Genomic DNA, 20,330 nt, shown 5'->3' with positions numbered 1-20,330 from the left:
CGGAGCGGGTTAAAACCCCGCCAATCCCGGCGATGCTCCCGAATAACGGCTGCGCGGAGCGTTCGTCTTCGTCGAAACGGTACTTATCAAACTCTCATCCGGGCGAGGCCCGGACGCTCCGCAGCCCTTCCCATCCCTTCAGCGAGAGATCGCGTGAGGTTGCGAACACTCGCCCCCTCCGGATGCTACGCATCCTCCTCCCCCGGAGGGGGAAGATGAAACGCGCCGACCTCATCTTCCCCCTCCGGGGGAGGAGCGCCGCAGGCGCGGAGGGGGCAAGTGGCTCTGCCCCTAAAGATCAAACCTGACCCCCTGGGCCAGGGGCAGGGCGCCGGAATAGTTCACGGTCGCGGTCTGGCGGCGCATGTACTGTTTCCAGCTGTCCGAACCGCTTTCACGCCCGCCGCCGGTTTCCTTCTCGCCGCCGAACGCGCCGCCGATCTCGGCGCCCGAGGGGCCGATATTGACGTTGGCGATGCCGCAGTCGCTGCCGGCCGCCGACAGGAAGGCCTCGGCTTCGCGGACGTCATTGGTCATCACGCAGGAGGACAGGCCCTGGGGCACATCGTTCTGGATCGCCACCGCTTCGTCGAAGTCGCGATAGGGCACGACGTGCAGCAGGGGGGCGAAGGTTTCGCGCTGCATGCCGGGGCTGGGGGCGGCCAGGCGGGCCAGGGCGGGGCGGACATAGAAGGCGTCCGGATGCTCGTCGATCAGCAGCCGCTCGCCGCCGCTGACGGTTCCGCCGTCAGCCCGGACCTGATCCATGGCCGCGACAAAAGCCTGATAGGCGGCCTGATCGTGCAGTGGCCCCAGCAGCACGCCGTCCTGGCGCGGATCGCCGACCGGCAGGCGGGCGAAGGCGCTCTCGACAGCGTCGGCGATCTTGTCGACCAGGCTTTCATGGACGATCAGCCGGCGCAGGCTGGTGCAACGCTGACCCGCCGTACCCGCCGCCGAGAACACGATGGCCCGCACGGTCAGCGACAGGTCGGCGCTGGGGGTGACGATCATGGCGTTATTGCCGCCCAGCTCGAGGATCGAGCGGCCGAAGCGGCCGGCGACGATCGGGGCCACGGCCTGACCCATGCGGGTGGAGCCGGTGGCGCTGACCAGGGCGATGCAGGGGTCGCGCACCAGCCGCTCGCCGGCGTCGCGGCCGCCCAGCACCACGCTGCTCAGGCCCTCTGGCGCGTCGCCGAACCGGGCGAGGGCGCGGTCGAGAATCGCCTGGGTGGCCAGGGCGGTCAGGGGTGTCTTTTCCGACGGCTTCCAGATCACCGGATCGCCGCAGACCAGGGCCAGGCAGGCATTCCAGGCCCAGACGGCGACCGGGAAGTTGAAGGCGCTGATCACCACCACCGGGCCCAGAGGCTGCCAGGTCTCGCGCATGGCGTGGCCGGGGCGTTCGGAGGCGATGGTCAGGCCGTGCAGTTGACGCGACAGGCCGACGGCGAAGTCGCAGATGTCGATCATCTCTTGCACTTCGCCTGCCGCTTCGGAGGCGATCTTGCCGGCCTCCAGCGTGACCAGGGCGGCCAGCTGATCCTTGGCGGCGCGCAGTTCCTCGCCCAGCAGGCGGACCAGTTCGCCGCGACGCGGGGCCGGCACGGTGCGCCAGTCGCGGAAGGCGCGGACGGCGGCGGAAACCTTGGCGTCGATCGCCCTGGCGTCGTCATAGGCGACCTGGGTCAGGATCGAGCCGTCGATCGGGCAGCGCACGGCGACGCCGCCATCGGCGGGCAGGCCGACGACGCCCAGTGCGGCCAGGACGGCGCGGGCGTGGGCGGCGGGCGTGGGAAGGGACTGGGTCATCCCTCTGGAAAACCCCCGCCCGGCGCCGGGGTCAAGAGGGGGCTGCTTGACGCGGCGGGGGGGCGGCTTCAAATGAGGCGCCCACAACGGGGTGATGGTGACGGCCGCGACTCGCGCATGGACGATAACGCCGCCTATTTTCAACGTCTTGAGGCCCTGAGGGCCGGGGTCGATCGACGGCTGGCCGACCTGGCGCCCCGACCCGGGACGGCGCCGGACCGGCTGGTGGAGGGGGTGCGCTACGCCCTCCTGGCTCCGGGAAAGCGCTTTCGGCCGCTGCTGACCCTGCTTTCGGCCGCCCAGTTCGGCGCCGCCGAAGGGCTGGCCCTGGATACGGCCTGCGCCTTTGAGATGGTCCATGCCGCCTCGCTGATTTTCGACGACCTGCCGGCGATGGACAATGCCGGCCTGCGGCGCGGCCTGCCGACCATCCACCGGGCCTATGACGAGGCCACGGCGATCCTCGCCGGGGTCGGATTGCTGAACCAGGCCTATGCCGTGATCGCCGCCGACACCCGGCTGAGCGGCGAACTTCGGGCCGAGATCGCGGGGCGTCTCGCCGGCGCGGTCGGATTTTCGGGCCTGATCGCCGGCCAGGCGCGGGACCTGTTCGATCGGGATCAGCTGCGCGACCTGCCGTCCATCGACCGGGTGAACCACGAGAAGACCGGCGTACTGATCATGGCCGCCGCCCAGGCGGGGGCCCGGATCGCCGGCGCTTCGGACGCCGCCGTGGCGGCCGTGGGCGAATTTGGCTGGCGCATGGGCCTGGCCTTCCAGATCCGCGACGATCTGATCGACGCCGAGGGCTCGGTCGAGGGAGCCGGCAAGGACGTCGGCAAGGACGCCGACATGACCACGGCGGTGTCGCTGCTGGGCATCGCCGGGGCGCGGGCCACGATGGAAGGCCATCTGGCGGCCGGTCGGGCGGCGCTGGACGCCGTCGGCGGCTGCGACCTCGTGGCCGGCTATGTCGAGGGGCTGTTCGCCGGACGCAAGGCGGCGGCTTGACCGGCGAGCCCATTCTCAAGGTCGCCGGCGTCGTCCATGCCTATGGCGACAAGCCGGTGTTGCGCGGCGTCGACCTGACCCTGAATCCCGGCGAGATCTACGCCCTGCTGGGTCCCAACGGGGCGGGCAAGACCACCTTGATCAAGACCATCTGCGGGCGTCTTCGCCCTGATGGCGGGACAGTGGCGCTCAAGGGCCAGGACCCGGCCCGGGTTCCGGCGGCCCGGGCCTGTCTGGGCCTGGCGCCGCAGGAGATCGCTCTCTACGCCCACCTGACCGTGGCCGAGAACCTGGCCGCCTTCGCCAGCCTGGCCCGGATGCCGGCCAGGGCCATTCCGGCCGCCGCGCAGCGGGCGCTGGAGCTGACCCGCACCGTCGACCGGGCCCATGTGCCGGTCCGCCACCTGTCGGGCGGCTATCAGCGCCGCGCCAATATCGCCGCCGCCATCGTCCATGAGCCCAGCCTGTTGATCCTCGACGAGCCCACGGTCGGCGTCGACATCGACGCCCGCCAGGCGCTGGAGGCGGTGATCCGGGGGCTGCGCGACGTGGGCGTCGCCGTGCTGCTGACGACCCACGACCTCGATCAGGCCGGGGGACTGGCCGATCGGGTCGGCTTCCTGCGCGAGGGCCAGATGATGCTGGAGGGCGAGCCGCGCGCCCTGATCACCGAGGCGTTCGGACATCAGATGGAGGTGCTGGTCGAGCTGTTCGAGCAACCCGACACCGCCGGCGAGATCCGTCTGGCCGCCGAGGGGCTGGTCAAGGCGACCCGCCGCGCCAATCTCTGGACCCGGCTGGACGTCGATGGCTATGCCGCCGCCGGCCGGCTGGACAAGCGGCTGCGCAAGGCCGGACTGATCCCGCGGGAGATCCGGGTGCGCGAACCCTCGTTGCAGAACCTGTTCACCCTGGTCGCCGAGCGGAAGCAGGCGGCATGATCGGGCTGGAGATGATCCTGGCCATGGTGCGGGTGATGGCCCTGGAGCTGTGGCGCGACCGCGCGGCCCTGGTGATGACCTTCCTGCTTCCGCCCCTGGTGTTCCTGATCTTCTCGTCGGTGTTCGCCGGGGCGACGGGCGAGGACATCAAGCCCAAGCTGGCCGTGGCCGACCTGGCGCGCACCGAGACCACGGGGCGGCTGCTGAAGGCCCTGCTGGCCAGTCCCGACATCCGCGCCGAAGCGGTGACGCCGGCGACCGTCGAAGCGGTGCGGGCTCAGGTGAAATCCGGTCAGGCCGACGCCGGTCTGGTGCTGCGCGCCGATCCTTCGGTGGCGGGCCGGCCGTTCCTGATCATCGCCGATCCGGGCCGGGCGGTGGCTGCGCCCCTGGCCCAGGCGCGGGTGCAGCAGGCCCTGGTGCGAGCCGCGCCCGACGCCGCCCTGCGCCGCAGCGTCGACCAGATCCGGCCCGCCATCGGCGAGCTGACGGCCGACCAGGTCGACAATCTGGACATGGCCGCCAGCCTCCTGAAGGCCGAGCCGCCCAAGGCGACCGAGGGCGAACTGTTCGACCGCGAGGACCTGCTGGGCGCCCGCAAGGGCGGGGCGGTGATCGCCTATTACGCCGGGGCGGTGCTGATCCTGTTCGCGCTGTTCTCGGCCATGCAGGGCGCTTTGGGCCTGATGGACGAGCGCCGCAGCGGGGTCGCCGACCGGTTGCTGTCCGGCGTGGCGGGCATGGGCCCGGTGATCACCGGCAAGTTCGTCTTCCTGGTGGGGCAAGGGATCGTTCAGGCCGTGGCGATCTTCGCGACCGCCCAGATCGTCTATGGCGTCGCCGTGGTCGCGCACCTGGGCCTGTGGCTGCCCACGACCCTGGCGACCGCGGTCTGCGCGGCCGGTCTGGCCCTGGGGCTGGTCTCGATCTGCCGGACGCGCGAGCAGGCCCAGATGCTGTCGACCTTCGTGATCCTGGTTCTGGCCGCGATCGGCGGCAGCATGGTCCCGCGCTTCCTGATGCCGGTCTGGCTGCAGACCGTCGGCTGGTTCACGCCCCACGCCTGGGTCATTGATGCGTATCAAGGCATCCTGTGGCGCGACGCGACACTGTCGGGGGTGTATAAGGCTTGGGGCGTGCTGAGCGCCTGCGGCCTGGCGGGCTTGGCCCTGGCCCAGGCCCTGGCGCGACGGTCGCGTCGATAGGATCCGTGATGACCACCCTGGCGCTCGATCTCGTGCTGTTCCTGGCGGCCTTCGCCTTCATGGAAGGCTTCGCCTGGGTCACCCATCGCTATGTGATGCACGGCTTCATGTGGGTCTGGCACAAATCGCACCATGAGCCGCGCGAGGGACTGTTCGAGCTCAACGATCTGTTCGCGGTGGTGTTCGCGGCCCCGGCCATCGTGGCGATCTATTTCGGCGTCCACGGCACGCCGTGGCTGTTGCCGGTCGGGCTGGGCATTACCGCCTATGGCTTCATGTACTTCATCTTTCACGACGGCATGGTGCACCGGCGGTTCAAGACCCCGTTCGGCAAGTCAGCCTTCTGGAAGCGGGCCATCCAGGCCCACCGCATCCATCACGCGGTGCACACCAAGGACGGCGCCGTGTCGTTCGGTTTTCTGTGGGCCAAGCCGGTGCGCGAGTTGAAGGCCCAGCTTAAGGCGCGGGGCGTTGAGGCCTAGATCTTCGACCACAGGTCCGGCCGGGCCGGCGGCTTGATCGCCCGGTCCCAGACCGCTGAGCGCAGGGCGATGACCCCGCCTTCGAGCGCCCGCCACAGCTTCATGCGGCCGCTGACCACCACGCGCTCATCCCAGGCCTTGGCGCCCTCGCTCACGACATCCAGACCGATCTGCCGATAAACGCCGCGCGCCGCCGCGATGGCCCAGGCGCAGCGCACCGGCAGGTCGCGCAGACCCCAGCGGGCTGAGGCGTAATAGGGCTCGGCGGCGTCGACCAGACGCCTGGCCATCACCGCGACCGCCTCGCGATGGGCCGGATCGGCGACCGCCGTCTCCGGAATGCCCAGCTCGCTCAGCCAGGCGCGCGGCACATAGATCCGGTCGTTGCGGGCGTCCTCGACGATGTCGCGGGCGATATTGGTCAGCTGGAAGGCCAGGCCCAGATCCTGGGCGCGGCGCAGGATCGCCAGCTGATCGGGCTTCACGCCCATGACCAGGGCCATCATCGTCCCGACCACCCCGGCCACGCCCCAGCAATAGTCGAGCAGTTCGTCCAGCGTCTGGTAGCGTCGGCCCTCGACGTCCATGGCGAAGCCGTCGATCATGTCCAGGGCGTAGCGCTCGGGGATCTGACGGCGTCGGGCCACGGTCTGGAAAGCCGCGAATTGCGGATCGGCGGGCGGCTCGCCGGCCAGGGCGGCGCGGGTCTGGGCGTACAGGGCGGCCAGGCGCGCCGGGGCGTCCTGGACGGGGCTCATGCCGTGGCCCAGGGTCTGGCCGTCGATCACGTCGTCGCAGTGGCGACACCAGGCGTAGAGCATCTCGGCGTCGGCGCGGGTTGCCGCGTCGAACAGAGCGGCGGCGGCGGCGAAGCTCTTGCTGCCCTTCTGGATCGCTTCTCGGCTCTGAACCTCGAGGTCGCTCACGCCGTTTCCGTCTGGAAGTCGTCGATCATCAGACCTGCCGTGGCCTTGGCCGAACCGACAACGCCTGGGATGCCCGCGCCCGGATGGGTGCCGGCCCCGACGAAATAGAGGTTGGGAATGACGTCGTCGCGATTGTGGGTGCGGAAGAAGGCGCTCTGGGTCAGCAGCGGCTCCAGCGAGAAGGCCGCGCCGTTCCAGGCGTTGAGCTCGCTGGTGAAGTCGTTGGGCGTGAAGATCCGGCTGGTCACCAGATCCCGCGACAGATTGGGGATGTAGCGATCCTCGAGATACTTCAGGATCTTGTCGCGATAGCCGGGACCTTCCTTGTCCCAGTCGATGTCGGCGGTCTCCAGATTGGGCACCACCGAAAGGACGTAGAAGCTGCTGCAGCCCGGAGGCGCCATGCCGGGATCGGTCGCGCAGGGCGAGTGCAGATACAACGAGAAATCGTCGGCCAGGCCGTCCTTGTTATAGATATCGCCGATCAGTTCGCGATAGCGCGGGCCAAAGCAGATCGTGTGGTGGCGGATCTCGGGATGCTCGGCCTTGAGGCCGAAATAGATCACGAACAGCGAGGGACTCCAGCGCTTGCTCTCCAGCGCCTTGCCGACCTTCTTGCCGCGCGGATCGTCGACCAGCAGCTCGCGATAGGTGTGCATGACGTCGGCGTTGGAGGCGACGGTGTCGAAGGCCTCGAATTCGCCGTCGTGATTGAGGATGCCGGTCACCCGGCCGTCCTTCGTCGTGATCTTTTGAACGGGCGCGTTGAGACGCAGCGTGCCGCCCAGGTCCTCGAACAGGCGGACCAGGCCGCGGATCAGCGCGCCGGTGCCGCCGCGCGGGAACCAGACGCCGCCGCGACGCTCCAGGGCGTGGATCAGGGCGTAGATCGACGAGGTGGCGAACGGGCTGCCGCCGACCAGCAGGCTGTGGAACGACATCGCCTGACGGACGTGCTCGTCCTTCACGAATGAGGAGACCTTGTCATAGACGCTGCGCCAGGCCTGCAGCTTCATCAGGGCCGGGGCCGAGGAGATCATGCTGCGAATATCGAGGAACGGCACCGCGCCCAGTTCGACATAGCCCTTCTGATAGAGCTCCTCGGAATAGGCGTGGAACTTGCGATAGCCTTCGACATCGGCCGGATTGCGGGCGGCGATCTGGCGGTCCAGTTCGGCCTGGTCGTTGACATAGTCGAAGACGTCGCCGTCTTCCCAGACCAGCCGGTAGAACGGATTGACCGGCATCAGCTCGACATAGTCCTCGATCTTGCGGCCGCTGATCGTGAACAGCTCCTTCAGGCAATCTGGATCGGTGATCACCGTCGGGCCGGCGTCGAAGATGAAACCTTCGTCTTCCCAGACATAGGCGCGGCCGCCCGGCTTGTCGCGGCCTTCGATCACCGTGACGTCGAAGCCCGACGATTGCAGCCGGATGGCCAGGGACAGACCGCCAAAGCCTGAGCCGATAACGGCCGCGCGAGGTTTGGAATGAGACATTCTGCTTAGTCCTCGGTCACGGAACGCTCGCCCAGATAACCCATGGCGGCGAGAACAGGTACGGGCGGTTTGCCGATCAGGACGCGGGCCTTGTCCCAGAGCGTCAGCCGGGCGGCGTAGAAGCGCTGGATCAGGGCAGGGCGCAACCGGTAGAAGCGCTGCAGCACCTTGTAGCGCTGGTCTGGCGCGCAGGCCCGAAACAGCATGCGGTTCAGCAGCCGGAAGAACCGCCGCTTGCGCCAGGCGGCCTTGGAGTGGGCCTCGACGCAGGTGCGGACATGGGCGCTGGTGATGTGCGGCAGGGCGGCGATCTGGTCGGCCAGCCGGGCGGCGTCGGGCAGGGAATAGCCGGTGGTGGGCTGGAACAGGGCGGCGCGCAGGCCGACCTCCGCGACCTGGGCCCGCGCCTCACGCCAATAGGCGTCGATGTCGCCGGCCAGGGCGATCGGCAGGACCCCGTGCTCCTCGCGCTCGACCTTGGCGATGGTCCAGCCTTGCTGGCCGGCATAGGCGGCGATGGCCTGGCGTACTGCGGCGTGGTCGAGCTCGGACCCATCGCTGTAGCGGGTGTCCTCGATCAGCAGGCGCGTGGCGTCGAGCGGCAAAACATACAGGAAGCGATAGCCGTCCAGTTGCGAGACCGTCGCGTCCATGACGATGGGACGGGTCAGGCCGTGCGGCGCTGACAGCCGCACGCCCAGCCCCAGGAACTTCTGCCAACCCAACACCAGGCTGCGGCTGCGGCGCGGGCCGCGTCCGTCGATGACGGCGGCGGCGGTGATGCGGCGACCGTCCGAGAGGGTGACCTGATGGGGGGAGACCTCCGAGACCGCCGCGCCGAACCAGACGTCAGTCCCCAGCGCGGCGGTGACGGCTTCGTGCAGACGCTGCGAGGTGATGGCCATGTACGGCGTCTCGAGCGAGCGCTGATGGTCCGGAAAGCGAATCTCATAACCCGACCAGCGGTGGACGATCAGCGGGCGAAGCCAGCCGCCGATGCCCGGGCTGACGTCGGTCTCGAAGTGGCACCAGGTGTGCTCGCCGCCGATTCGATGGTCGCGTTCCAGGATCATCACCCGCAGGTCAGGGCGCATGGCTCTGAGCCGCAATGCGATCAGGCCATTGGCGAGGCCGCCGCCCACCAGGACGACGTCTGCGCGAAGGGTGGAAGACGCAACTGCCATGGTCTTGGCTCTAGCACGATTGCGTGGTCTCCACGCCAGCGTTGCGCGCATCAAAACTAGCGGCTAGGCACGCCGAAACGAGGAGTGCGCCCATGTCCGAGGCCAGGATCATCGACGGCAAGGCTTTCGCAGCCGATCTGCGCGCGCGGATCGCTGAGGAGGTGGCCGCTCTGAAAGCCGATCACGGCGTCACGCCGGGTTTGGCCGTGGTGCTGGTGGGCGAAGACCCCGCCAGTCAGGTCTATGTGCGAAACAAGGGCGAGCAGACCCTGGCCGCGGGCATGCATTCCGAAACCCACCGCTTGCCTGCGGATGTCGCCCAGGACGTGCTTCTGGCTCTGGTCAGCAAGCTGAATGCGGACCCCGCCATCCATGGCGTGCTGGTGCAGTTTCCGGTTCCGGATCATCTCAGCCAGGCCGACATTGTGGCGGCGATCTCGCCCGACAAGGACGTTGATGGGCTGACGGTCACCAATGCCGGTCGTCTGGCCAGCGGTCTGCCGGCCCTGACGCCTTGCACGCCGCTGGGCTGCATGATGCTGCTCAAGGACATGCTGGACGATCTGCGGGGCAAAAGCGCCGTTGTGATCGGGCGCTCGAATCTGATGGGCAAGCCCATGGCGCAGATGCTGCTAGCCGCTGACTGCACGGTCACCATCGCCCATTCGCGCAGCGTCGATCTGCCGGCGATCGTGCGGCAGGCCGACATCGTCGTCGCCGCCGTCGGTCGCGCGGAAATGGTTCGGGGCGACTGGATCAAGCCGGGCGCGGTGGTCATCGATGTCGGCATCAGCCGTTTCCCGTCCCGTGATCCGGTCGCGGCGGCGGCGGGCAAGACCCGCCTGGTCGGCGACGTCGCCTTTGATGAGGCCAAGGCGGTGGCAGGCGCGATCACTCCGGTGCCGGGCGGCGTGGGCCCCATGACCATCGCCTGTCTTCTGGCCAATACCGTTACGGCCGCCAAGCGACTGCATGGGATCGAAGGCTGATGCGCGTCGCCGTCGTCTTGACGCTCGCGGCCCTTTGCCTCGCGGCTTGTGGCGAAAAAGCCCTGCCGGCGCCGACGCCGGAACAAGCCCTGCTGTTGAAGCCCGCCGACGCGCGACTGGCGGGACTGTACGAAACGTCGTGCAAGGCCTGCCACGCCATACCCGGCACGGGCGCGCCGCTGGTCCATGAACGCGCCGCCTGGGGGGCGCGCTGGAAGCAGGGGGAGGCCGTTTTGCTCGACCACACCATCCAGGGTTTCAAGGCCATGCCGGCCTCGGGGCAATGCGCGACTTGCACACCCTCCGATTTCCAGGGCCTCATACGCTTCATGGCGGGGCGCGAAGATCCCGCATAGTCGGGGGAAGCCATGATTTCGAGACGAGGCGCTCTGGTCGCGGGCGGCACGGGCGCCGCCGTGGTGGCCGCTGGCGGGGCCGGCTATCTGGTCGCCACCCACGAAAAGCCCGAGCCGACAGCGCCGGCCTCGGTCAACAGCGAGGGCAAACTGCTCTGGCGAAACTGGTCGGGCGTTCAGACCGCCTATCCCTCCGAGCGCCTGGCGCCCAAGGATGAGGGCGAGCTGGCCCAAATGCTCAAGACGGCCGCCGCGCCGATCCGCCCCGTCGGGGCAGGGCACTCGTTCACGGCGCTCGCCCCGACTCGCGGCTCTCTGATGTCGCTGGACGGCATGGCCGGGATTACCAACTGGGAAGGCGACGAGGCCGTGGTTCTGGCTGGGACGCGTCTGGGCGCGCTGGGGCCAGCCCTGGCGGCCAAGGGGCGGGCGATGGCCAATCTGCCGGATATCAACAAGCAGTCCCTTGCCGGCGCCCTGGCGACGGCCACCCATGGCACCGGCGCCAAGCTGCAGGCGCTGCATGGCGATGTCACGGGGCTGAGGCTGATGACCCCGAGCGGACAGGTCATCGACTGCGACGCGACCCGCAGGCCGGAGATCTTTCAGGCCGCCAAGGTGTCTCTCGGCGCCTTGGGCGTCATCACTCAGGTCAGGCTGAAGACCGTCCCCAACCGCCGAATTCGTCGACGCGTCTGGATCGAACCCTTCGGCGACGCGCTGGCCAAGGCCGAAGCGCGGTGGGCGGAGCACCGTAATTTCGAATTCTTTGTCGCGCCCTTCACCGGCCTGGCCATCGGCGTCAGCCATGACGAGACCGACGACCCGGTCGAGGCTCGAGGTCCCGACCAGGACACGGCCTTCCTCGATGCTCTCAAGGGGCTACGCAATCTGCTGGGCTTCTCAACGCCCTTGCGCAAGACCGCAGCGCGGGCGCTGCTGGCCGGCGTGAAACCCGAGACAGCCGTCGACGAAGGCTGGAAACTACTGTCGAACGACCGACCCGTGCGCTTCAACGAGATGGAATTCCATCTGCCGGTCGCGACGCAGCTAGAGGCTTTGGAAGAGGTGGTCGCGACCATCGAGAAGCAACGGCCGGATGTGTTCTTCCCCATTGAGTTGCGCCGCATCGCGCCGGATGACGCCTGGCTTTCGCCGTTCCAGGGCGGTCCGCGGGGATCGGTCGCCGTGCATACCTATTACAAGGACGACTTCGCGTTCCTGTATGAGTTGATCGAGCCGATCTTCCGTCGGCATGGCGGCCGGCCGCACTGGGGCAAGCTTCACAGCCTGAACGGCGGAGCGCTACAGGCGCTGTATCCGCGCTGGGATGATTTTCTGAAGGTGCGGGCCGAGCTCGATCCGGAAATGCGGATGCTCAACCCCTATCTGAAGGGCTTGTTTGGCCTGGCCTGATGTTAGCCCGCCAGATATTCCGTGACGCGGCCTTCAAGTTCTTCAGCGAGCGCCTTGCCGACGGGGTGCGTATCGACCTTGATATCGCCGCGGACGGCCGCCTTGATGGCGTCGATATGGGCGTCCACCAGGAACATCGGCGCTGACAGGCGCGTCTCTGGCTCGTCGATCAGCTTGCACAGCGAACCGGCCATACGGGTGATCAGCGGAAAGTCGTAGGTCGCCCCAAGGCCTTTGAGATCGTGGGCTCGGAGATACAGCGTCTCGACCGTGACGGCATTCAGACCCTGGGTCTTGACCTCTTGCCGGGCGGCCTCGAGCTTGGTGATTTCATCCTGCAGCCATTGGGCAAAATTGCCCGAAAGGCTCTTGAGGGCGGCCTCGGCCTTGGCGATGGCCGCCATGTCGATGCCGCCGCGTCCGCCCACCTTGAGCTTCAGCATATTCGGCACCTGGATCACCTCGGCGGTGGGCTTCGTCGTCAAAATCACCTCCCCGGCGGTGGGCCTTTGGAGATTGGTACCATAGCAGGCGTTAACAACGAGTGAGATGCCGGTTTCCCGCGACGGAACGCCTCAGGCCGAGAACTGCTCGGCCAGAACCCGCTCATCGAGGCTGCGGCCGGCGTCAAACAGCATCGCCAGGCTTGTGTCGCGGTCTTCCGAAATGTGGACTTCCAGGACGTCGCGAACCTCGAAATTGTCGGCGACGGCGCTGACCGGCCGCTTGTCAGCCTCGAGGATCTCGAAGGTGATGCGCGCTGAGCGCGGCAGCAGGGCGCCGCGCCACCGGCGGGGGCGGAAGGCGCTGATGGGCGTCAGGGCCAAGACCTGACCCCCGATGGGAATGATCGGGCCGTGCGCCGAAAGATTATAGGCGGTTGATCCGGCGGGCGTGGCGATCAGGGCGCCGTCACAGACCAGTTCGCTCATCCGCACCTTGCCATCGATCGAGATGCGAAGTTTGGCGGTCTGCCGCGTCTGACGCAGTAACGAGACTTCGTTGATCGCGAGGGCCCGGTGGTTGCGGCGCTGGGAATCGATCGCGGTCATCACCAGCGGATGGATCACGGCGCGCTCGGCGGCATTGATTCGCTCCAGCAGGCCATCCTCGCTGTATTCGTTCATCAGGAAGCCAATCGACCCCCGGTTCATGCCGTAGATCGGGGTCTGGCTGGCGATGGCGCCGTGCAGGGTTTCGAGCATGAATCCGTCGCCGCCGAGGGCGACGATCACTTGCGCTGACTCTTCGCCAACATCGCCATAGCGCGCAATCAGCCGCTCGCGGGCCTCCTCGGCTTCGGGGCGGTCGCTGGCCTTGAAGCTCAGGCGGGTCAGAAAGGGTTGAGGCTGGTACATCAGGCCAAAGAGGCGGGAAGCCCGCCTGCTTGTCAAACCGCGCCGACGGCCTGTCGGAAAGCCATGGCCGCGATGTCCGGGGTGAACGGCCCAAACGCACTGCCGGCGCGCCGCGCGCCTTCTTCGCCGCCGCCGGGACGGCCGGCGTTGAGTTGGCGCACATGCTCAAGGATGGTCGGAAATACGCTGCGATCAATGCTGACGGCCGAGCAGGCCAGGGCCAGCAATTCCGGGCGATTGCTATTGATGGCGCGGCGGATCTGGTCAGGTTCAAACTGGCCCAGGCGAGCCAGAGCCAAGACAAACAGCGGCAGGCGACCTTCCCGCAGCACGCGCAACATGTAGCCGGGGCGGAGTTGGCCGGCCGCGTCGAGCTTCTCGACAAGCGAGCGCTCCATGGCTTCACGGTCTTCCTCGGACTCGCCGATTCCTTCCTCGGCAGGACCATCGCCGCGATGGGCGGCGCGAAGCGCCTCATCGACCGCAGCGATCATGGCGTCGGTGTCGAGATGGAAGCGCGTCGCGAGCGCTTCGCGCAAGGACCGCCCAACCCAGAGATAAAGCTGTTCGGCCAGGTCGCTGGAGAGCAGGGGGTGGCGCGCCAGGGGCGAACGAAGCGCGACGACATCTTTAGCGCGCCCGACCAGGCGGCGAAGGCCCTCGCTGGAAATCTCGGCGGTTTCGTTGTTGGCCAGCGCGGTCAGAACCGCAGGTTCTTCGCGCGCCAGTATGGCCTCGACGACAGAGGCCGGTAGGCGCGCCCGGCGTGCGACTTCGATCTGATGCTCGAGGGTGGCCTGAACCAACAGTCTGATCAGGTCGTGATCCTGAAGCACGGGACTGCGGGCGATGATCGGGCGGGCGATCTCGATTTCATCCAGGGCCAGGATATTGATCAAGGCCGACGGCGCCCACGCGGCGTCCGCCAAGCGCTCGGAGAGGCGCTGGCGAATTTCGCGCTCGGCCTCGACGACCAGGGTCATGAAGATCGAATCCAGCAGGCTCTGGACATCCGGGTCAGTCGCGCCACCGGCGGCCTGGCTGGCCTCGCATAGCTCAATAATGCCGGTCAGCAGCCGCTCACGATCGCCAGGATCGCGGCTGCGCGCCAGTGACAAAAGCTTGGCGGTTTGGACGGCTTGGATGACCAGCCTCCTCGAATCCCGAATACGGTGAAGATGACCTTGCTTCCGGCAAATGAAAACATGCTTAAACGGCTCAACCGAATGATCGATAACAATAGCGGTCCGGTGGCTCGGTAAAGTGGCGTGCGGGAGGCGCGAGGATGGCTGAACAACTGATTCTGGCCTTGGATCAGGGCACGACCAGCACACGGGCGATCCTGTTCGACGCCGCCGGCGGTGCGATCGCCGACGCCACGCGGCCTCTGCGACAGAGCTATCCCGCCGACGGCTGGGTCGAACACGACGCGGAAGAAATCTTCGCCGCCTGTGTCGCGGTGCTGCGCGAGGCCATGGAATCGTCGGGGCGCGATGTCGCCGATGTCGCCGCCATCGGGATCACCAATCAGCGCGAGACGGTGGTCGTGTGGGACAAGGCCACGGGTCGCCCGATCCATCCCGCCATTGTCTGGCAGGATCGCCGCACAGCCAACGCTTGCGATCGGCTCCGGGACGCCGGCCATGAGGCGCGGGTGTCCGAGGTGACCGGCCTGCTGCTCGATCCCTATTTCTCCGGCACCAAGATCGCCTGGATCCTGGATCATGTGACCGGCGCGCGCGACCGCGCTGAAGCCGGACAGCTCCTGTGCGGCACCATGGACAGTTGGGTGATCTGGCGGTTGACCGGCGGCGCGGTGCACGCCACGGACGCCACCAACGCCTCGCGCACCCTGCTGTTCGATATCGTGACGCAGGACTGGTCGCAGTCCATGCTCGACCTTTTTAACGTGCCGGCGGGTCTGATGCCCACGGTGCTGGATTGCGCCGATGACTACGGCGTCGCGAGCGCCGGCATCCTGGGGCGAGAGGTGCCGATCCGGGGTGTCGCGGGAGACCAGCAAGCGGCGTTGATGGGGCAGGGGTGCATCCAGCCGGGCCAGATGAAGGCCACCTACGGCACTGGCTGCTTCATGTTGATCAACACCGGCGAGGTCCGGCCTGTATCCCGCTCCCGTCTGCTGACCACGGTCGCGGCGCGGGTCGGCGGCAAGACGACCTATGCTCTGGAAGGATCGATCTTCGTGGCTGGCGCGGCGATCCAGTGGCTGGGCGAGGGGCTGGGCATAACCGGCGGCCCTCGCGCCGCCGAAGCCTTGGCGCGCGCGGCCAAGCCGGACCACAGCGTTGTCGTCGTGCCGGCTTTCACGGGGCTGGGCGCGCCTTGGTGGGACGCGGGGGCTCGCGGCGCGATCTTCGGCCTGACCCGCGACGCCGGCCTGCCCGAGATCGCGGCGGCCACCTATGATTCCTGCGCGCTTCAGAGCCGTGACCTGATCGAGGCGATGCGATCGGACGCGCCTGAATCCTTCGGTGAGGGCGCCCAACTGCGTATCGACGGCGGCATGTCGAAAAGCGCCTGGTTCTCGCAGCGTCTGGCTGATTTGACCGGTATCACGGTGCAACGCGCCAGCTATCTGGAGACCACGGCTCTGGGCGCAGCCCTGTTCGCGGGTCTCGGGGCGGGAGTCTATGCCTCACTGGACGAGGCCGCCGCTGCGCGACCCGCGGCCCAGGCCCTGGAGCCTTCGATGTCCAAGCCTCACCGCGAGGCGGCCTATGCGCGTTGGCTCGACGCCCTGCCGCGCGTTCGGACCTGATATTTTGACGTGAAGGCAAAACGCGGGTCGCCAGTCGCTTGCGGGATTGCTACGACATCGCTGTCATAACATGAGGATCCAACCGCATGACGCCGACGCGCCGTTCCATCACCCTGGGGGCAAGCGCCGCCGTTTTCGCCGGAGGGTTCTCCATGCCTGCTCAAGCCGCGCACCCCACCGTGGGAAGCCTTCGCCGTCTCTCGCCAGCCTTTGACGCCGTGGCGTCACCGGACGCGAGGATCGAACAACTCGCGGACGGTTTCGTCTGGTCCGAGGGTCCGGTGTGGGTGAAGGACGGCGGTTATCTCGTCTTCTCCGACGTTCCCGCCAACACCATGTATCGCTGGAGCGAGGCTGACGGCGCCACGGTGTTTCTGAAGCCGTCTGGCTATGACGGCCCGCCGACCAAGGCGTTCCGCGAGCCGGGTTCGAATGGTATGGCCCTGGACGCCGCCGGCGCCCTGCTGGTCTGTGACCATGGTAATCGGTCGCTCTCGAAGGTCGATCTGAAGACCCGCAAGAAGACGATTCTGCTCGACCGCTATCAGGGCAAGCGCTTCAACAGCCCCAACGATCTGGCTGTCGCGCAAAAGGGGCCCCTGGCCGGCGCGATCTATTTCACTGATCCGCCCTATGGTCTGGAGGGCATGAACGCCTCGCCGATCAAGGAGATGGCGTTCAATGGCGTCTATCTGCGCCGCCCGGACGGCTCGGTGGCGGTGGTCGATGACAAGCTGACCTTTCCCAATGGCCTGGCGCTGACGCCAGATGAGACGCGGCTGTATGTCTCCGTCTCCGATCCCGACGGGCCGGTGATCATGGCCTATGACCTGGGTCCGGACGGCCTGCCGGTGAAGTCCCAGGTGTTTTTCGACGCCATGGCGCTGCACAAGGCCGGTGGGCCGGGTCTGCCCGACGGGATGTGCCTGGACACTGATGGGCGGCTCTACGCCACCGGACCGGGCGGGGTTCAGGTGATCACGCCGGCAGGGGAGCTGATCGGGGTCATCGAGACGGGCCAGGCCGTCGCCAACTGCGCCTTTGGCGAGGATGGGCGCACGCTGTTTCTGACGTCGAACCACACCCTGGCGCGGGTGCGCCTGAAAACGACCGGCCTGATCTAGGAGCCGCCCATGGACCGTCCAAGCAAACGTTCATTCCTGCAGGGCGGCCTGGCCGCCGGCGCCCTGGCCGCAGCGCCCCTCGACGCCCTGGCCCAGGCCAGGGCGGAAGGCCGCAAGCTGGGATACGCCATTCTGGGGCTGGGCTATTACGCGACCCAGATCATCATGCCGCGGTTCGCCGAGTGCGAGCATTCCCGGATCGCGGCCCTGGTCAGCGGCACGCCTGAAAAGCTCAAGACCTATGGCGCCCAATATGGCGTACCCGACAGCGGGCTCTACAGCTACGAGACCTTCGACCGGATCATCGACAACCCCGACGTCGATATCGTCTATGTCGTCACGCCCAACAGCCTGCACCGCACCTTCACCGAACGCGCCGCCAAGGCCGGCAAGCATGTGATGTGCGAGAAGCCGATGGCGACCTCGGTCGCCGATTGCGAGGCGATGATCGCCGCCTGCAAGGCCGCCGACCGCAAGCTGATGATCGGCTATCGCAGTCGCTTCCAGGCGCACAATATTGAGGCGATCAACCTCGTCCAGAGCGGGGTCTTCGGACCGACCCGCACCATCGTCGCCGACCATGGCTTCACGATCGGCGATCCGACCCAGTGGCGGCTGAACGAGGCGCTGTCGGGCGGCGGCAGCCTGATGGATATCGGGATCTATAGCCTGAATGCGACCCGATACCTGACCGGCGAGGAACCGGTCGCGGTCAACGCAATGGAATCGACGGATCGCAAGGACGTGCGGTTTAAAACGGTGGAAGACCTGATCAGCTTCCAGCTGCTGTTCCCGTCCGGAGCGATCGCCAACTGCATCTCGGCCTACAGCTCCAACGTCAATCGCTATCGGGCCTCGGGTCCGAAAGGCTGGGTCGAGATCGAGCCGGCCACGGCCTATGCCGGCCAGGCCATGACCGTCCGGCTGGACGGCAAGACCGCCCCGCGCGAACCGGCGCCGACCCGCAAGAACCAGTTCTCGGCCCAACTGGATCATCTGTCTGAATGCATCCTCACCGGCGCGGACCCTCTCGTCAGCGGTGAGGAGGGGCTTAAGGACATGAAGATCATCGAGGCCATCTATCTGGCGGCCCGCGAAGGCCGGACGGTCCGGCTGTGAGGCGCGCCGCGCTTCTGGCGCTCGCCCTCGGGCTGACGCCGCTCGCCGTCAACGCCCAGCAGCAGATCTCGCTTTGGCCCAAAGGCGCGCCGGGCTTCGAAAGCCGCCGCGACATCCCCGAACAGGCCGCCGAGTACTGGGCCAAGAGCATCAACAACCCGTCGATCACCGCCTATCTGCCGCCCAAGGACATGGCGAGCGGCGCGGCGCTGATCGTGCTGCCGGGCGGTGGTCACAAGATGCTGGTCATCCATCCCGAGGGCACGGACGTGGCCAAGGTGATGAACCCGATGGGCGTGGCGGTCTTCGTGCTGAAATACCGGCTCTTCCGTGAGGAAGGTTCACCCTACACGATCGACCATGCTCGCCAGGACGCCGCCCGGGCCGTACGCTACGTCCGCGCCCATGCCGCCGAGTTCGGGGTCGACCCCGCTCGCATCGGCCTGATGGGCTTCTCGGGCGGCGGCGAGGTGGTGGATCTGGAAGTCTATCAGGACGCCTCGAAGGATCCGCACGTTGACGCCATCGATGCGGTCAGCGCTCGACCTGATTTTCAGGTGCTGATCTATCCGGGGCCGCTGGGCTTGCCCGACAAGATTCCTCACGATGCGCCTCCGGCCTTCATCCTGGCCGCTGACGATGATGAATGCTGCTCGGCCCCACCGGTGGAGTTGCTGACCAAGTTCCGCGCCGCCAAGGTCCCGGTCGAGTTTCACCTGTTTCAGACAGGCGGCCACGCTTTCAATATGGGCTTCCGCACCGACAAGGCCGTGATCAAGGTGTGGCCGGATCGCCTGCGCGACTGGATGGCCGACAACGGCTGGCTGGCCAAGCGACCCTAGTCGGCCGCGTCGATATAGGCTCTGACGCGTGCGAACAGGTCCTCGAACATCGGCGTCGTCAGGCGGCCGGTGTTCGTGTTCAGCCGCGAGCAGTGATAGCTGTTGAACACCCGATAGGGCCCGGCCTGGAACTCTGATCCGTGCCCGGGAACACCCGCCGACGCCTTCAGGCCCAGCGCCTTCAGCACATTCCGGCGCGAGACGTCGCCCAAGGTGACGATGGCGCGCAGCCTTGGGAAAGCTTCGATCCGCTGGGTCAGGAACGGCCGGCAGGTATTCTCCTCCGACGTCTCGGGCTTGTTGCCGGGCGGCGCGCAGCGCACGGCGTTGGTCACCGCGCTGCCGATCAGTTGCAGGGAGTCATCGGGCCGCGCCTCGAATGCGCCGATGGCGAAGCCGAACTTGATCAGGGTGTCGTAGAGCAGGGTCCCGGCATAGTCGCCGGTGAAGGGGCGGCCGGTGCGGTTGGCGCCCTTGCGGCCGGGCGCCAGCCCCACGACCAGCAGGCGCGCGTCCTTGTCGCCGAACGACGGGGCGGGGCCGTTGAACCAGTCAGGATAGAGGTCCTGGTTCTCGCGGCGATAGGCCACCAGGCGCGGACACAGCGGGCAGTCGCGCGACGGCTCGGCGGGCGAGGGGACGGTCTCGCCGACGATGTTGGAGCGCTCAGTATTCATCGTCAGCTTCGCGCTCGGCCAGGGTCCGGGCGTCGGCGGTCGGACGCGGCGCCGGCGCGCGCTGCGGCCGGCCGATGATATTGGCCAGGTCGTTCAGATCGACGAAGTCGTCAGCCTGGCGGCGCAGGTCGTCGCTGGTCATGGGCGGCTGGCTTTTCATGGTCGAGACCACGGTGACCCGGCGGCCCTTGCGCTGCACGGCCTCGACCAGGGCGCGAAAGTCGCCGTCGCCGGAGAACAGCACCAGGTGATCGGCGGCCTCGGCCATCTGCAGCATGTCGACGGCGATCTCGACATCCATGTCGCCGCGCCAGCGCTTGCGCCCTTGGCTGTCGGTGAACTCGCGGGCCGGCTTGGTCACCAGGGTGAAGCCGTTGTAGTCCAGCCAGTCGACCAGCGGCCGGATCGGCGAATAGTCGTCGTTCTCGCTGATGGCGGTATAGTAATAGGCTCGGATCAGCACGCCGCGCTTCTTGAACTCGTCGAGCAGCTTGCGGTAGTCGATGTCAAAGCCCAGCGCCTTGGCGGCCGAGTAGAGGTTGGCTCCGTCGATGAACAGGGCCAGACGGTCGGTGGGATAAAAGGTCACGCGCGGAAAATCCTTGGA

19 protein-coding genes and 1 pseudogene are annotated in these 20,330 nt (G+C 67.4%); 11 read left to right on the top strand and 9 right to left on the bottom strand.

Annotated elements, in window-relative coordinates:
* Positions 1 to 291 precede the first annotated feature (291 nt).
* Entirely contained in the window at positions 292 to 1,815 is a 1,524-nt protein-coding gene (gene amaB, locus ACW18B_RS16195) for an L-piperidine-6-carboxylate dehydrogenase (RefSeq protein WP_492048049.1), read from the bottom strand.
* 117 nt (positions 1,816 to 1,932) lie between these two features.
* Here amaB and ACW18B_RS16190 point away from each other — a divergent pair, with 117 nt between their 5' ends.
* The 4 genes from ACW18B_RS16190 to ACW18B_RS16175 are packed head-to-tail and all read left to right on the top strand — an operon-like array spanning position 1,933 to position 5,454.
* Positions 1,933 to 2,826: a polyprenyl synthetase family protein gene (locus ACW18B_RS16190; protein WP_492048047.1), complete on the top strand. Its 894-nt coding sequence runs from the start codon at positions 1,933 to 1,935 to the stop codon at positions 2,824 to 2,826.
* Entirely contained in the window at positions 2,823 to 3,767 is a 945-nt protein-coding gene (locus tag ACW18B_RS16185; protein WP_492048046.1) for an ABC transporter ATP-binding protein, read from the top strand. Before ACW18B_RS16190 ends, ACW18B_RS16185 begins: the two co-directional genes overlap by 4 nt.
* A complete protein-coding gene (locus ACW18B_RS16180; RefSeq protein WP_492048045.1) occupies positions 3,764 to 4,972 on the top strand; it encodes an ABC transporter permease in 1,209 nt (402 codons plus the stop codon). The genes ACW18B_RS16185 and ACW18B_RS16180 overlap by 4 nt, the downstream gene beginning before the upstream one ends.
* An 8-nt stretch (positions 4,973 to 4,980) precedes the next feature.
* A complete protein-coding gene (locus tag ACW18B_RS16175) occupies positions 4,981 to 5,454 on the top strand; it encodes a sterol desaturase family protein (protein WP_492048044.1) in 474 nt (157 codons plus the stop codon).
* Here the strand turns inward: ACW18B_RS16175 and ACW18B_RS16170 are convergent.
* Genes ACW18B_RS16170 through crtY form a run of 3 tightly spaced genes read right to left on the bottom strand, consistent with a single transcriptional unit; the run spans position 5,451 to position 9,063 of the window.
* Positions 5,451 to 6,380 carry a phytoene/squalene synthase family protein gene (locus ACW18B_RS16170; RefSeq protein ID WP_492048043.1) on the bottom strand — a complete coding sequence of 310 codons (930 nt, stop codon included), beginning with the start codon at positions 6,378 to 6,380 and terminating at the stop codon, positions 5,451 to 5,453. The two genes, ACW18B_RS16175 and ACW18B_RS16170, sit on opposite strands and share 4 nt — an antisense overlap.
* Positions 6,377 to 7,879 carry a phytoene desaturase gene (locus ACW18B_RS16165; protein WP_492048042.1) on the bottom strand — a complete coding sequence of 501 codons (1,503 nt, stop codon included), beginning with the start codon at positions 7,877 to 7,879 and terminating at the stop codon, positions 6,377 to 6,379. Before ACW18B_RS16165 ends, ACW18B_RS16170 begins: the two co-directional genes overlap by 4 nt.
* A gap of 5 nt (positions 7,880 to 7,884) precedes the next feature.
* A complete protein-coding gene (gene crtY / locus ACW18B_RS16160; protein ID WP_492048041.1) occupies positions 7,885 to 9,063 on the bottom strand; it encodes a lycopene beta-cyclase CrtY in 1,179 nt (392 codons plus the stop codon).
* 92 nt (positions 9,064 to 9,155) lie between these two features.
* Between crtY and folD the strand changes: the two genes are divergently transcribed.
* From folD to ACW18B_RS16145, 3 genes are read left to right on the top strand one after another with little or no spacing between them, the layout of a single operon-like run.
* On the top strand, positions 9,156 to 10,052 hold the full coding sequence (folD, locus tag ACW18B_RS16155) for a bifunctional methylenetetrahydrofolate dehydrogenase/methenyltetrahydrofolate cyclohydrolase FolD (RefSeq protein WP_492048040.1): 897 nt from the start codon (positions 9,156 to 9,158) through the stop codon (positions 10,050 to 10,052).
* Positions 10,052 to 10,408 (top strand): c-type cytochrome, encoded by a 357-nt coding sequence (locus tag ACW18B_RS16150; RefSeq protein ID WP_492048039.1) that lies wholly within the window; start codon positions 10,052 to 10,054, stop codon positions 10,406 to 10,408. The genes folD and ACW18B_RS16150 overlap by 1 nt, the downstream gene beginning before the upstream one ends.
* 12 nt (positions 10,409 to 10,420) lie before the next feature.
* Positions 10,421 to 11,824 carry a D-arabinono-1,4-lactone oxidase gene (locus ACW18B_RS16145; protein ID WP_492048038.1) on the top strand — a complete coding sequence of 468 codons (1,404 nt, stop codon included), beginning with the start codon at positions 10,421 to 10,423 and terminating at the stop codon, positions 11,822 to 11,824.
* Positions 11,825 to 11,826: 2 nt separating this feature from the next.
* Here the strand turns inward: ACW18B_RS16145 and ACW18B_RS16140 are convergent, their stop codons facing one another.
* The 3 genes from ACW18B_RS16140 to ACW18B_RS16130 all read right to left on the bottom strand — a co-directional run bounded on the left by ACW18B_RS16140 (position 11,827) and on the right by ACW18B_RS16130 (position 14,300).
* Positions 11,827 to 12,309 carry an Hpt domain-containing protein gene (locus tag ACW18B_RS16140; protein WP_492048037.1) on the bottom strand — a complete coding sequence of 161 codons (483 nt, stop codon included), beginning with the start codon at positions 12,307 to 12,309 and terminating at the stop codon, positions 11,827 to 11,829.
* A 90-nt stretch (positions 12,310 to 12,399) separates the two neighbouring features.
* Complete coding sequence (locus tag ACW18B_RS16135; RefSeq protein WP_492048036.1) at positions 12,400 to 13,182, bottom strand: NAD kinase; 783 nt, start codon at positions 13,180 to 13,182, stop codon at positions 12,400 to 12,402.
* A 32-nt stretch (positions 13,183 to 13,214) separates the two neighbouring features.
* Complete coding sequence (locus ACW18B_RS16130) at positions 13,215 to 14,300, bottom strand: DUF2336 domain-containing protein (RefSeq protein WP_492051752.1); 1,086 nt, start codon at positions 14,298 to 14,300, stop codon at positions 13,215 to 13,217.
* A gap of 167 nt (positions 14,301 to 14,467) precedes the next feature.
* On the opposite strand from ACW18B_RS16130, the gene glpK reads away from it, so the two are divergent.
* From glpK to ACW18B_RS16110, 4 genes and pseudogenes are all read left to right on the top strand, one after another.
* Entirely contained in the window at positions 14,468 to 15,961 is a 1,494-nt protein-coding gene (gene glpK / locus ACW18B_RS16125; protein WP_492048035.1) for a glycerol kinase GlpK, read from the top strand.
* A 152-nt stretch (positions 15,962 to 16,113) separates the two neighbouring features.
* Positions 16,114 to 17,085: an SMP-30/gluconolactonase/LRE family protein gene (locus ACW18B_RS16120; protein WP_492048034.1), complete on the top strand. Its 972-nt coding sequence runs from the start codon at positions 16,114 to 16,116 to the stop codon at positions 17,083 to 17,085.
* Positions 16,995 to 18,204 (top strand): annotated as a pseudogene (locus tag ACW18B_RS16115) (Gfo/Idh/MocA family protein). Before ACW18B_RS16120 ends, ACW18B_RS16115 begins: the two are co-directional and overlap by 91 nt.
* Positions 18,201 to 19,046: an alpha/beta hydrolase gene (locus tag ACW18B_RS16110; RefSeq protein ID WP_492048033.1), complete on the top strand. Its 846-nt coding sequence runs from the start codon at positions 18,201 to 18,203 to the stop codon at positions 19,044 to 19,046. The pseudogene ACW18B_RS16115 and the gene ACW18B_RS16110 overlap by 4 nt, the downstream one beginning before the upstream one ends.
* On the opposite strand, the gene ACW18B_RS16105 is transcribed toward ACW18B_RS16110, so the two are convergent.
* Both ACW18B_RS16105 and ACW18B_RS16100 read right to left on the bottom strand, forming a co-directional pair.
* Entirely contained in the window at positions 19,043 to 19,723 is a 681-nt protein-coding gene (locus ACW18B_RS16105; RefSeq protein WP_492048032.1) for a uracil-DNA glycosylase, read from the bottom strand. The genes ACW18B_RS16110 and ACW18B_RS16105 overlap by 4 nt on opposite strands.
* Positions 19,713 to 20,312: a LabA-like NYN domain-containing protein gene (locus tag ACW18B_RS16100; RefSeq protein ID WP_492048031.1), complete on the bottom strand. Its 600-nt coding sequence runs from the start codon at positions 20,310 to 20,312 to the stop codon at positions 19,713 to 19,715. The genes ACW18B_RS16105 and ACW18B_RS16100 overlap by 11 nt, the downstream gene beginning before the upstream one ends.
* Positions 20,313 to 20,330 lie beyond the last annotated feature (18 nt).

This window comes from Caulobacter sp. FV2ps19, assembly GCF_058681035.1.
The sequence above is the reverse complement of the archived record's forward strand: the minus strand, read 5'-3'. Positions and strand labels throughout refer to the sequence as shown.

What these genes read in the sequence shown, in the direction of transcription:
- ACW18B_RS16145 (WP_492048038.1), top strand. Translation starts at nt 10,421, where the DNA reads ATGATTTCGAGACGAGGCGCTCTGGTCGCGGGCGGCACGGGCGCCGCC.
- ACW18B_RS16105 (WP_492048032.1), bottom strand. Translation starts at nt 19,723, where the DNA reads ATGAATACTGAGCGCTCCAACATCGTCGGCGAGACCGTCCCCTCGCCC.
- ACW18B_RS16180 (WP_492048045.1), top strand. Translation starts at nt 3,764, where the DNA reads ATGATCGGGCTGGAGATGATCCTGGCCATGGTGCGGGTGATGGCCCTG.
- ACW18B_RS16165 (WP_492048042.1), bottom strand. Translation starts at nt 7,879, where the DNA reads ATGTCTCATTCCAAACCTCGCGCGGCCGTTATCGGCTCAGGCTTTGGC.
- crtY (WP_492048041.1), bottom strand. Translation starts at nt 9,063, where the DNA reads ATGGCAGTTGCGTCTTCCACCCTTCGCGCAGACGTCGTCCTGGTGGGC.
- folD (WP_492048040.1), top strand. Translation starts at nt 9,156, where the DNA reads ATGTCCGAGGCCAGGATCATCGACGGCAAGGCTTTCGCAGCCGATCTG.
- glpK (WP_492048035.1), top strand. Translation starts at nt 14,468, where the DNA reads ATGGCTGAACAACTGATTCTGGCCTTGGATCAGGGCACGACCAGCACA.
- ACW18B_RS16150 (WP_492048039.1), top strand. Translation starts at nt 10,052, where the DNA reads ATGCGCGTCGCCGTCGTCTTGACGCTCGCGGCCCTTTGCCTCGCGGCT.
- ACW18B_RS16120 (WP_492048034.1), top strand. Translation starts at nt 16,114, where the DNA reads ATGCCTGCTCAAGCCGCGCACCCCACCGTGGGAAGCCTTCGCCGTCTC.
- amaB (WP_492048049.1), bottom strand. Translation starts at nt 1,815, where the DNA reads ATGACCCAGTCCCTTCCCACGCCCGCCGCCCACGCCCGCGCCGTCCTG.
- ACW18B_RS16190 (WP_492048047.1), top strand. Translation starts at nt 1,933, where the DNA reads ATGGACGATAACGCCGCCTATTTTCAACGTCTTGAGGCCCTGAGGGCC.
- ACW18B_RS16135 (WP_492048036.1), bottom strand. Translation starts at nt 13,182, where the DNA reads ATGTACCAGCCTCAACCCTTTCTGACCCGCCTGAGCTTCAAGGCCAGC.
- ACW18B_RS16175 (WP_492048044.1), top strand. Translation starts at nt 4,981, where the DNA reads ATGACCACCCTGGCGCTCGATCTCGTGCTGTTCCTGGCGGCCTTCGCC.